General features: G+C 58.1%; 12 protein-coding genes. 10 read left to right on the top strand and 2 right to left on the bottom strand.

The genetic code is table 11. The annotated features are described in order from the left end of the window. Positions 1-55: 55 nt before the first annotated feature. The 10 genes from AC0L6G_RS09910 to AC0L6G_RS09865 all read left to right on the top strand — a co-directional run bounded on the left by AC0L6G_RS09910 (position 56) and on the right by AC0L6G_RS09865 (position 9,740). On the top strand, positions 56-907 hold the full coding sequence (locus AC0L6G_RS09910) for an alpha/beta hydrolase (protein WP_473252061.1): 852 nt from the start codon (positions 56-58) through the stop codon (positions 905-907). A 251-nt stretch (positions 908-1,158) separates the two neighbouring features. Further along, positions 1,159-2,562: a tyrosine-type recombinase/integrase gene (locus AC0L6G_RS09905; protein WP_003497302.1), complete on the top strand. Its 1,404-nt coding sequence runs from the start codon at positions 1,159-1,161 to the stop codon at positions 2,560-2,562. Positions 2,563-3,080: 518 nt separating this feature from the next. Then, positions 3,081-3,575: a TIR domain-containing protein gene (locus AC0L6G_RS09900; RefSeq protein WP_024896892.1), complete on the top strand. Its 495-nt coding sequence runs from the start codon at positions 3,081-3,083 to the stop codon at positions 3,573-3,575. A gap of 87 nt (positions 3,576-3,662) precedes the next feature. Further along, the gene (locus AC0L6G_RS09895; RefSeq protein ID WP_199777866.1) at positions 3,663-4,436 is read left to right on the top strand and encodes a hypothetical protein; all 774 of its coding nucleotides are present in this window, start codon (positions 3,663-3,665) and stop codon (positions 4,434-4,436) included. Between the two features lie 15 nt (positions 4,437-4,451). Further along, positions 4,452-5,630: a carbohydrate kinase family protein gene (locus AC0L6G_RS09890; protein WP_003497300.1), complete on the top strand. Its 1,179-nt coding sequence runs from the start codon at positions 4,452-4,454 to the stop codon at positions 5,628-5,630. A 44-nt stretch (positions 5,631-5,674) separates the two neighbouring features. Further along, positions 5,675-7,078: a toll/interleukin-1 receptor domain-containing protein gene (locus AC0L6G_RS09885; protein WP_003497299.1), complete on the top strand. Its 1,404-nt coding sequence runs from the start codon at positions 5,675-5,677 to the stop codon at positions 7,076-7,078. Beyond that, on the top strand, positions 7,075-7,782 hold the full coding sequence (locus tag AC0L6G_RS09880; RefSeq protein ID WP_024896894.1) for an 8-oxoguanine DNA glycosylase: 708 nt from the start codon (positions 7,075-7,077) through the stop codon (positions 7,780-7,782). Before AC0L6G_RS09885 ends, AC0L6G_RS09880 begins: the two co-directional genes overlap by 4 nt. Further along, complete coding sequence (locus AC0L6G_RS09875) at positions 7,779-8,369, top strand: 7-cyano-7-deazaguanine synthase (protein ID WP_024896895.1); 591 nt, start codon at positions 7,779-7,781, stop codon at positions 8,367-8,369. The genes AC0L6G_RS09880 and AC0L6G_RS09875 overlap by 4 nt, the downstream gene beginning before the upstream one ends. A gap of 1 nt (position 8,370) precedes the next feature. After that, on the top strand, positions 8,371-8,838 hold the full coding sequence (locus AC0L6G_RS09870; RefSeq protein WP_024896896.1) for a TIR domain-containing protein: 468 nt from the start codon (positions 8,371-8,373) through the stop codon (positions 8,836-8,838). 17 nt (positions 8,839-8,855) lie between these two features. After that, entirely contained in the window at positions 8,856-9,740 is an 885-nt protein-coding gene (locus tag AC0L6G_RS09865; RefSeq protein ID WP_024896897.1) for a DUF4231 domain-containing protein, read from the top strand. 33 nt (positions 9,741-9,773) lie between these two features. On the opposite strand, the gene AC0L6G_RS09860 is transcribed toward AC0L6G_RS09865, so the two are convergent. Further along, a complete protein-coding gene (locus tag AC0L6G_RS09860; protein ID WP_003497293.1) occupies positions 9,774-11,096 on the bottom strand; it encodes an AbiJ-related protein in 1,323 nt (440 codons plus the stop codon). After that, positions 11,086-11,967: a hypothetical protein gene (locus AC0L6G_RS09855; protein ID WP_024896898.1), complete on the bottom strand. Its 882-nt coding sequence runs from the start codon at positions 11,965-11,967 to the stop codon at positions 11,086-11,088. Before AC0L6G_RS09855 ends, AC0L6G_RS09860 begins: the two co-directional genes overlap by 11 nt. Positions 11,968-11,973: the final 6 nt, after the last annotated feature.

The raw sequence follows: 11,973 nt of genomic DNA, 5'->3' as shown, positions 1-11,973 counted from the left end.
GCGGCGACGACCGAATCGGCCCGCCGGACGTATCGAGGCCCATGAGAGATCACGCATGACCCGCCGCGGCCTGTTCGCCCCCGCCCTGGGCCTGGTCGCGGCGGCCTGTTCGCCGCTGAACCTGTTGAACGCCCTGGGGCCGCGCGATCCCGGGGTGCGCCGCGTCGCGCGCGACATCGCCTATGGCGACGAGTCCCGCCAGCGCCTGGACCTTTACGCCCCCACGGCGCCGGGACCGTATCCGACCCTGGTCTTCTTTTACGGCGGGGGTTGGGAATCCGGCTCGCGCGACCAGTATGGCTGGGCGGCCCAGGCCCTGGCGGCCAGGGGGTTCGTCGTGGCCCTGCCGGACTATCGGATCGCGCCCCAGGTCGCGTTTCCGGCCTTCATCGAGGATGCGGCCGCCGCCACGGCCAGGGCGGCCGAAGTCGTGGGCGCTCATGGCGGCGATCCGGCGCGTCTGGGCGTGCTGGGCCATTCGGCGGGGGCGCATCTGGCGATGATGATCGCGCTGGACCGGCGCTACATGGCCGCCGTCGGCCGGCCCGGCCTGATCAGGGCGGCGGCGGGCCTGGCCGGACCTTACGACTTCCTGCCCCTGGACGTGGCGGCGTCGAGGAACGCCTTCGGCCGGGCGCCGGACCTCACATTGACCCAGCCCGTGACCTTCGTGCGCGCCGACGCCCCGCCGATCTGGCTGGGCCACGGCACGGCCGATGCGGTGGTGCACGACGAGGACACGATCATCCTGGACCGACGGATGCGGGCCGTGGGCGGCCGGTCGGAGGCGAAACTCTATCCCGGCCTGGACCACGCCGACCTGATCGCGACCTTCTCGCCCCTGTTCCGCAAGAAGGCGACAGTGCTGGCCGACGTGACGGGGTTCTTCCACCGGCAGCTGGGCTGAACCGGCGAAGAGTGGTGCGGGCGGCCGGGGTCGAACCGGCACTCCTTTCGGAACTGGATTTTGAGCGGCCCAAAGGACGATATTCTAAACACCGCCGATTGCAAGTAAAAGCGCGAAAACCTACTACGATCAATGATTTAGCTTGACCATCGTAGGCTTCAAACTTCTCCATACTTGCCGGCAATAGCCGGGAATCGTGCTCCTAGACACCCTCGCGCGACTCCTACGACTAACGTGTTTGGAGACCTCTGATGGCCAAAATCAAACTCACCAAGACGGCTGTGGACGCCGCGCGCCCGAAGGAGCGCGAATACGAACTCCGCGATACGATCGTACCGGGCTTCATGCTGAAAGTCACACCGTTCGGCGGCAAGATCTTCATGCTCGCCTACGTGACCAATTCCGGCGTCCGCCGGAAGCCCGCGCTAGGTCGATTCGGAGAACTCACCGTCGATCAGGCCCGCAACCTGGCACAGGACTGGCTCGCGGAGGTTCGTTATGGACGCGACCCGTGCGCGGAGAAGACAGCCGCGCGCGCAGCACCGACCATGAAGGAGCTGTGCACCAAGTTCATCGAGGAGCACTCGAAGCTTCACAACAAGCCCTCCACCGTCGCGACGAACGAACTGAACATCAAGAACCACATCCTTCCGCGCCTGGGCCGCTACAAGGCTCATGAAGTCACCCGCGCCCACATCTCGGAATTGATGACCGGCATGGCCGACCGGCCGGTGAACGCCAATCGAACGCTCGCTGCCCTTCGGAAGATGTTCAACCTCGCCGAACTGTGGGGATATCGGCCAGACGGCTCCAATCCGTGCAGGCACGTCCAGAAATTCGCGGAGAACGGATCGACCCGGTTCATCACCGACGAGGAGATGCGCAAGCTCTTCGCCTATCTCGACCGCTCGGACCGGGAGGGCCTGGAGCATCCCTTCATCACCCTCGCCATCCGGCTCCAGTTCGAGCTGGCGGCGCGCAAGTCCGAGGTGCTTACGCTCGAATGGGCCTGGATCGACCTCGAACGCCGGCGCGTGACCTGGCCTGACAGCAAGACGGGAGGAATGACGAAGCCTCTCAGCGACGAGGCTCACCGGCTGCTCAGCAAGGCTCCGCGCTTCGAGACGTCGCCCTATGTGTGCCCGTCGATCTTCGATCCCTCGAAGCCGATGACGGACAATACCTATCAACACGGATGGCGGCGCATCCTTGCCCGAGCGGGCGTCCCCCATGTCGGTACGCACGGCATCCGCCATCGCGCCGCAACCGATATCGCGAACTCGGGCGTGCCATTGAAGGTCGGTATGGCGCTCACGGCGCATAAGACCGTCACCATGTTCATGCGCTACGTTCACAACGAGGAAGACCCGGTGCGCATGGCTGCGGATGCGGTCGCCGCGCGCAGGCGCATCGTCGTCGGCGCCGAAGCCCCGGTCGCTGAGGAACCGTCGACAGAGGTCGAGATCGAGGTCGGCGCCGCGCTGGAAACAGCGGACGTTGCCGAGCCCGCGTCGCCGCCTCCCGGCCTGGAAGACGGCAAGTATTCGTCGCGCACCAAGGTCGGAAACTATCGGCCATTCCGCCATCGCAACGGGGCCAATCGCGCCACCCCGCCCGGCGCCCGACATGATGAAAACAGGGAGGCAACGCGATGAGCGCGCCCCGTTTCACATCGATCCCTGCCGAAGCACGAACGGAGGTGCGTCATGTCGCGACCTAACAACCGAGCAAAATGGCCGTCCGCAGACCTCCTCGCGCGCGCGGTCTACGTGGAAGATGCTGGCCCCGTCCGCTTTGTCGATACAGACGCAGCGGCAAGATATCTGGCGCTCGATGCCCATACGCTCGAATGCTACCGATCTCTCGATACGGGGCCGGCATTCTACAAGTTCGGACGCTACGTCCGGTACGCGGTCGGCGACCTTGATGCCTGGGCGGAAAGCTGCCGACGTTCGACGACCGCTTCTCCGGAAGCACCGCGCATTCTCCCTCTTAATCGAACATAGGTTTGAGGCTATGTCTCTTGGAGGGGCACGCTCACTCTTCCTTCGAGGATGAGATTCGAGCCTTTGACCGAGAGTTCTGAATCGCGTTGGGGTTCGCACGCGGCGAAGGAAGCTTCTGAGTTTTGTAGATCGGGTTCAGCGTTAAGTAGTCTTGGGGGGAACGGAAAATGTCGACTTACGTCGTTTTCGATGGCGATAACGACCAATGGGCTTACCGGTATGTCCGGGGGTGGCATGCCAACCCCAGAATACCGTTCCAGTTCGTGGACTCTCATGATCTCGACAACATGACGTCGCGTGCTCAGAATGAGGATTACGTAAAATCGAAATTGCGGGAGCGAATGCGACAATCGACAGCAGTTATGGTGTTGATTGGAAACTCGACCAAGAATCTTTTCCGCTTTGTAAGGTGGGAGCTAGAACTCGCGTTGAGCTTGGATCTGCCGATTATTGCCGTCAACCTCAATGAAAGCCGCGTACAGGACAGTTTGTGCCCGCCGATCATTAGGGATCATTGTGTTGTACACGTACCATTCAAACTGAAGGCCATAGAACATGCTATAAGACATTGGCCAACTGAATTCCAACATTTGAGCCGCACCGAAAGGGCCGGGGGAGCACGGCACTACGGCACGGATCAGTATCGTAGCTGGGGCCTGTAATTTAACGCGGAGGGGACGTCGATTTTCAATCTTTTGATGTTTAATGCTGATTGGCCATCGGGAAGAGTCACTGTGCCGATCGGCCGGATGTTCGAATATACGGAAGCGCATATCGCCGAACTATTCAGATTGAACAATACGCCACTTCTGGACAAACTTACGGCTCTGCCTTGTCTCTTCTGCGAAGAGGGGACCGGCGATGAGTCCGCGTATGTCGGGCAGATAAACCGGGCGCGCATCGTAGGGGGCGAAGTCTCACTCGAGGTAAGCTTTGACCCCGACGTTCCTCCCCTAACAAACTCGCTGCTTTATGATAGCCGGGCTGAACTGGACATGCCCCGAGATTTCGAATTCTCTCGCAACCATTGGGCCGTGAAAGAGGTCGACTTGTACCGCTTTTTACTTCGCCAGGTACGCCCCCGGCGACAGCGGCCAACGGTCTTCCCATTGGCCGAGCATGAGAATTTAGACCCCCATCTTGCATCCGCCATGATGCCCTTCGATGCGGCGTTTAATCCTGTTTTTGATGCTATCCGAAACGCTGCTCAAGGTGTCGGACTTCGTTGCCGACGGGCGGACGACATCTGGGAGAATGCGTCAATTATTCAGGATGTCGTTTCCCTGATTGATCGTTCGCGCATCGTGATCTGTGACTGCTCAGGTCGAAATCCGAATGTATTTTACGAAGCCGGGATTGCACACACCTTAGGTCGAGAGGTCATCCTCATTGCACAAAGCGATCACGATATCCCGTTCGACCTGCGCCATCTCCGATATGTGCGCTACCTCAACAACGACCAAGGTCGGGCCGAGTTGTCCGCGACGCTACTAGCCCGCATGCAGACAATCATCGGCCATTAGCTGGACGTATGCATCATGCAAATCGCAGGTGGACTATATCGCGAATTGTGCGAAACGCCGAAGTGGAACGCACAGTTTGGCTCGGGCGGGCGCGCGGCGGCAGCCGTCAGTGCTCTTTCGCCAGGGAGCACTCTTCACACCTATGCACGGGACGAGAGCAGCCCGGGAGCGGACGAACTGTCGGACCTCGGTGTGCGGCTATCCCGCACCCATTCCGATATTGCGATCGCATTTGCGTACTTCCACCCACTGTCTCAACCACACATCGAGCCGCGACCTGGGTCATTTCCTCAGCAGCCTCCGATACATGTTTCGGGAGATGTGGTCCTGAGATTCGGGTTCCTGGAAGGATCTGCCATCGTGCACGCTGTCCGCGCGATTTACGATCCTCAGACAGCTGTCCGTCCTGAGCCATTTGGAGCCAATGGCTCGACAGCGAAACGGCTTGCTTTGGTTATGAATGAGCTAGAGCTCTGCCGCTATGCGGGTTGCACCGACTTGGCGACTGCCGCCGCGAAAGCCATGTCGCATGGCGATCGGGTGACTGTGATAGTCGTAAAAAGAGGGGTGCGGGGGGTCACCGTCTTTGAGCGTCATGCCGAACCTAATACCATTCCCGCATATTATTCATCTCGGGTCTTCAAGATCGGAACAGGGGATGTCTTCAGTGCCGTGTTTGCATATCATTGGGGCGAAGCCGGAACTTCCGCGGCCGAAGCCGCGGACCTCGCCTCCCGATCGGTGTCCGCCTACTGTGAGACAATGACCCTTCCGGTGCAAACCGACTTGCTCAGTAGCCGCGAGCCCATAACAGGGCAGGCACCAAACCGGATTGTTCTGCATGGCTCAACATCTACAATCGGAAGGCGGTATACGCTTGAGGAGGCGCGCTTCCGCCTGAAAGAGCTTGGTGTTGAAGTGCTCTCACCTCAACTCGATGAGGTCCCAGATTCATTCCTCGAAAATGCACCTTCACTTCTAGTGGCGGACGGATTGAGCACAACGGAAATTCGACGACTCTGCGCAACGCGATCTCACCAAAATATTGTAATACTGGACGAGGAGCAGCGGTCCGATATCGCTGCACTCTCCGATCTCGGCGTTACGATTGTTCCCGACTTCGCCTCGTCTTTGTACCGAGCTGCCTGGCCTCGTGCATCTTGCCGTAGCCTAGACAGTTGCGGCGACGCATAATTTGTGAGACTTCTGATTCACTACTCTGGGGGGAGTAATTACGTATGTCAGACGTCTACATAGTCTATTCACGAGAAGATGTCGGACAGGCGGAGAGATTAGTAAAAACACTTTCAACCCGATGGGATGTTTGGTGGGACGATAAAATCGTCGGCGACTTCTCGACCGTGATCGAACGTGAAATCCAGAATACAAAATGCGTCGTTCCGCTCTGGTCGCCGACAGCTAAGGACAAGAGTAATGTAAAGGACGAACTCCGCTTAGCTGAGCAATATAATATTCCGATTATTCCCGCTAAGATCATTCCGACAAATGCGCCGTACGGCTTTAACGGCTATAGTGCGGTTGATCTTCTGGGCTGGACCGGAGAAGACGATCATCCTGGTATCCAGCACCTGATGCGCAAGATTTCGACTGTCGTCCCGCCGAGGATGGCGCCAACCCGCCCATCAGCCATCGCTGCGGGTAGAGTCCCCCTTCCGAGCTTGTTCCTCTCCGTGTCATCACACGAGACACAACTCGTTCCTCTCGAAGCTCTTAAGGCTCTTCGTCTCTTCGGTACATCGACGGTCCTTGTCTCCGCCTACGACCTGTTTCCACCCCGCCGCCCTCGAGGTATCCAGCAGGAGCTGAAGCGTATCCGCGCGCAAGGCGGATTTGTCCTCGTCGATTCAGGCAATTATGAAGCGACGCGACGCGACGACGACAGCTGGAAGCCCCAAGATTTCGAATTGGCGCTGGAAGGGATTTCACACGATTGGGTGTATTGCTTCGACGAGATGGATCCGTCGAGGGACAGAAAGCGTGCGGTTGGGCAAGTCATTGCAGCGGTCGAACGAGACAGGAAGTTCACCAAAGCCCCCGTCCTTCCAATCATTCATGCTCCCGCCACTAGGTCGAAAGGGTACGATCTTACTATTCTCCCCGAGGTCGTGCGGGATGTCGCCGACCAGCTCCAGCCACCGATGATCGCGCTGGCGGAGCGCGAGTTGGGCCGAGGGCTGATCCAGCGCGCACAGACCATGAGGCGCGTCCGGAACGAGCTTGATCGCTTATCCTTTTATCAGCCGATCCATCTCTTGGGTACGGGAAATCCATGGAGTATAGCGATCCTAACGGCAGCTGGAGCAGACAGCTTCGATGGGTTAGAGTGGTGCCGGGTTGCCGTTGACCGACAGCAGCACAGATTAAATCACTACCAACATTTCGATTTTTTCGCATACCAGGCGCAGATGGCGGCTTCGGCCATCACTGTTTCTGCGCTCTCCGACGATAATATAGACTACGCAGGTAAAGTTGCCTTCCATAATTTGGACTACTATCGGGAGCTAACCCACGACTTGCAGGCTGCCGCTTCAACAAATCGCTTAGAAGCATTTGCCGTCGGCCTGTTGGGCCAATCCAATTCAAAACAACTTAGGGATCAAATGCCGGATTTGTTCAGATGAGAAACGATGCTGCCAGGCTGGAGCACGCCGTTGCCGCAATATGCCCGGAGATTGAAGAGCGGGCTAAGCGCTCTCAGAGTGCGCTTGACGAGCGAAATCTCTGGTGGGAACTCTCATGCTGCCTGCTCAGCAGTCAAGTACCGTATGGGCTTGCCGTAGCCACCGCCGATGCTTTGGATAAACGGCAGCTTCTCCTCAACACATCGGCACCCCGGGCCGAACTCGCCGATGAAATCCTCGGGGTTCTCCGTCAACCTGTACTGGTGAACGGCAGCCTTCGAAATTATCGCTTTCCTCGATCAAAGTCGATGCAATTGGCCTCTGCGCGCGAATCGGTCTCGCAGGAAAGCGGGGACCTGTGCTCACTCGTGCATGCCTTCGGAGATGCGGCAACCGCTCGCTCGTGGCTTGTGTCGAACGTAGCTGGAATCGGGCCAAAGCAGGCGAGTATGTTCCTGCGTAACGCAGGTATCAGCTACGATCTCGCAGTCCTGGATCGCCACGTATTGAACTACATGACGATTATTGGACTCTACACAGGGGCCGGCCGAGCCATCTCGAAGCTTTCACACTATCACATGCAAGAAGATAAACTGATTTCACATGCAAATAGGCTCGGATTTGCAGTCGGCCTTATGGATTGGGCGATCTGGATAGTGATGCGGGTTGCGGGTTCTCAAGATACGGAGCGCGCGTTAGCATGAGCATTGTCACTCTCGTTTCCGGTGGGCTTGATTCCACGCTGGTCGCCTACCTCGCAAAAGAGGAAGGGATTCAGCAATATCCGATTTTCATCGACTATGGGCAGCGATCCCGCGATCGAGAGCACGCGGCTTGCCGGTCAGCGATGGCCAAGTTGCAGCTACCAGATTTGGAGGTGGCCGACCTGTCGGGCTATGGCCGCCTCATTAAGTCCGGGTTGACGGACCCGAACCAGCGAGTGCTGGAGGATGCGTTTACTCCTGGTCGAAATCTCCTCTTTCTGCTTGTAGCAGCAGCCTACGCATTTCAGCGCGACGCCGATGCGATATCGATTGGACTCCTCCATGAGGAAACCAGCCTGTTTCCTGACCAGACATCGGCGTTCTTGCAGGAGGCGGAGGCAATGATCGCAAGGAGCATGGGGCGTGAAATAAAGGTCCTTGCACCGCTCTCGTCGTTCCACAAGCAGGAAGTCATCGAACTCGCGACGCTTAAAGGCATCGAGGGCACTTATTCCTGTCATCTCGGGGGTGAAACACCTTGTGGAGCGTGCATAGCATGTAATGAATTCAAGGCTGAGGGGGTCTGATATGGGCGGCGGGAGTAGCGGGAGCTGGAGCAGGTTAGGCGACATTCGGTCCCTGGAGGAGAAAGCCAAGGCGGCGCTTCAGGGCGGCAAACGAAATGTCTTTATCAGTTTTGCAACCGAAGATATGGACGAGGTCAATCTTCTGCGCGCGCATGCGAAGAACGAGAACAGTGATATCGAGTTCAACGATCATTCTGTTCGCGAGCCCTACGACAGCGAACGCGCAGAATATATCAAACAAAAGATCAGCGAGCGGATAGAGCGCTCATCTGTTTGTGTCGTCTACATCTCCGACAATACTGCGCAAAGCCGTTGGGTGACTTGGGAAGTGGAGACCAGCCTCGCTCTTGGGAAAAAGGTGGTGGCGGTTCACCCCAAGGGGGGCGCCCCACGGCAAAATCCGCCTTGGGTGGCGAAGCACGGCGTGAAAGTCGTCCAGTGGAATCAATTGGCCGCTGAACTGAAATAGCCCGGAGATCCGTCGATATGACGCCTGATAGTTTTCCCGCCCTGTACCGCTCGGCAGACGGCTCCGCCGCCGATGCCCAGTCCACCTATCTAAGGCTTATTCGGCTGCAGTACCTTCTGCTCACTGTCGCAGCGACGATCTCTATTTGGTTTGGAGCGTCTCCTGATCTATACATCGCTTATGCGTTAGTTCTGGCCGCCTCTACGGGTCTCCTACTATATATGGCAGTCCAAAAACCTGAGAAAGAGTGGTACGGGTGCCGAGCGCTGGCGGAGTCGATCAAGACATCAACCTGGCGTTACATGATGCGAGCTGAGCCATTCGAAGATGCCCCGAAACTCTCAACAGTAGCAGAGAAATTCTCGGAGTTTCTGAGGGCGATTCTGGATGCCAACAGCCACGTCCGCGACTCGATAAGCCGTCGGCCGGTAACCGGCGATCAGATCACCAACGAAATGAATGCGGTTCGTGCTCTGCCTCTCGCAGAGCGTGTTCAACGATATAATACTGACCGGATTACGGACCAACGCGAATGGTATGTAGCAAAGGTTACCTGGAATAGGCAGCGTTTTCGCCTATGGATATTGATATGCGTCCTCGTTCAAGGTGCCGCAATCGCTTTAGCTCTCCTCCGAATCCGCCATGATCCACCATGGATGATTTGGCCAACCGAACCTTTGCTGGTGATAGCGTCTTCCGCCATAGGTTGGATCCAACTGAAGAAATTCAACGAACTCGCTTCTGCCTACAGCCTCACCGCCCACGAGATCGGCATCTTGCAGACGCGGCTTGGCACGATTGACAGCGAAGAGAAGTTTTCTGCCTTCGTAAATGAAGCCGAGCGAGCGTTCTCTCGTGAACATACCCAATGGGTTGCCCGCCAGATCGAGAATGCGCCCTGATTTGATCATACGCCAACCGATCAGCGAGTGAGTTCATTGGCGAATGCGATGCAGGCGAAAAAGTTTGTCGAAGAAATCCTTGATCTTCGCTTCGGCGCCGTCACCGACCAGTTCATTTGCACCGAACCGATAGACCTCATATCCCGCAAGGCGCAGCTCGCGGTCGGCCGACACCATATCGGCATAGACCTTCAATGAAGGAAGGTCGTTTTCCGAGAAATGGTGCTTACCGTCGACCTCAATCACGACGCGCTGACGGCTGGGTAACAGAAGCAGGAAGTCCATGCGTTGACGCGGCAATGGAAGCCGGTGACGCAGGGTTTTTACGACGGCAGGATCATAGTGAAGGTAGACCTGCGGCAGCAGCGCGGGCAGCGCCTCGCCGAGGGTAGACCGATAAGCCTTGAAGTAGGCCGCGAAAAGCTTGCGTTCCGCATCCGAGGCCAGGGATTCCTGGAGACGCGCTCCGAGTCTTGCGGCATCAGCACCGGGCGTAACGTCGCCCCACCAGGAAACGAGTTCCGACCACAGAAGGCCGCTCGCGCTGATCGGCCGGTCGTAGATCAGGCAGCTCTCTTCGCCGGACAGAATGACGATGTCGTTGTTGATCGCATCGGCGAAGCCGATTTCCGGCTTCGGTCCTCGTGACGCAAAGATCAGGTTTTTCGGCCGGCCGCCAACCCCCCGCACCAGAGAGCGGAAACTGAAAAGCGGATGGCCGGATACCTCGCCATCCTGCGCAAGCTCATATCCATCCCGCGCGAGCACCCTGTTCAACGCTTCGACTGTCTTCGTCTGCTCATCACCTGATCGGGAAAGGGGGTGAACAGCTTGTTCGAGCAAGGCGCCGAACCTGGCCCTGGAACAATCGAAGGCCCCGATTTCTCCAAACAGTTGTTCGACCGACCAATCGCCGGGATTGTGATCCATGTGCCGGGCGATGCGGTCGCGCAGGCTCTGGCCTTTGCTGCCAAAAAGGGCTTCGAATGGTGAGGAAAGCGGGAAGTAGCTCTCGACGACCTCCACGGTGCTACGCTCGCCGGCGAGGTCGTTGCCGAGAATCCGCGCGACGTCTCGTCGTGTGATCTGCGTCAGCGGTGGATCATCAGCCTCAAGCACCTTGCGGCCCGCCTCATCAAGCGGGATGTCGCTGCGAGCAGCAGCGAATTTGAGCGCCAGTCGAGCCAAGTCCGCCTGCGTGAGGTTTTCGAGCGCAAGTTCGATACGCTGCCGTTTTGAGAAGCCCTCTGGTGCCGGCACGACCAGCCCAGCGACCAGCCCCGGCTCCTGACTCATTTGGGCGTGGCTCATCCCGTGCAGAATTCCGAAGATAAGCCGATAAAGATCATCCGCCACGCCCGGTCCCTCTCAGGATCACACGCACAAATGCAAACATCCGCGTAAACAGATAATCCACCTGATCCAGAGAGGTCAGGGTTTCTTGGGTCGTCTCGGAATGACGAATGCGAAAGCTGTTCCCTATGGAGGTCAGCTCAGCGGCCTCCCGCCCAAGGGCTTCCCGGAATCCAGAGTCCGGCGTGGCGACACGGTCCAGCATCGCTTCGGCCTGAGCGCGCTTGTTGGCGCCGGGTTCCAGTGTCTTCAGCCGTTCAAAGGCATCCCACAGTTTCTCCAGCGCGTCCTGCCTGTCTTCAGGTTTGGGCGATAGAAACCGTTGGCGAGCGGCTTCGAGCAGGCGGTCCGTCTCCGCATCACCGGTATGAAACATCGCCCAACCGAGAACATCGGCGACCGGCTGTGGGAGAAGCCGGCGGGCCTGTCCGCTCGATGTGAGTTCATACGCAATCGCGTTCCGGCGAAACAGGAGGTTTACGTCGGCTACGAACCGAGCAAGGCCGCCGTCCCGGTTCCAGCTCAAGTGATGGTGACCGAAGTAGGAATGATAACTGCCTTGAATCGGCTCGCCGACGGCGCTGGCGCAAAACTCGAGCAGATCGAGGATCACCGGCGTATCGGGCACTTCGTTCACAGAGAACGGCCATTCGATCCACGGCACCTCGGCGCCCAGCACCCGGCTGAAGGCTTGGACGTCACATCCGCACGGACCATTCCCGTCGGGGCACTGTTCCGGAAAGCGAAAGCCAAACGAGCCATCGCCAATCCTCGTCTCGATCAAGGTGAAAAGACCCGCCCACAGACGGTCACCAATGACATCGATTGTTGCAGGGCGTGCCCCATATTCACGATCCGTAAAATAGCTCGACACCCTATC

It is taken from the genome of Brevundimonas sp. D3-1P, assembly GCF_055809335.1.
Note: the sequence above shows the minus strand (reverse complement) of the source record. Positions and strands in the feature narration are given on the sequence as shown.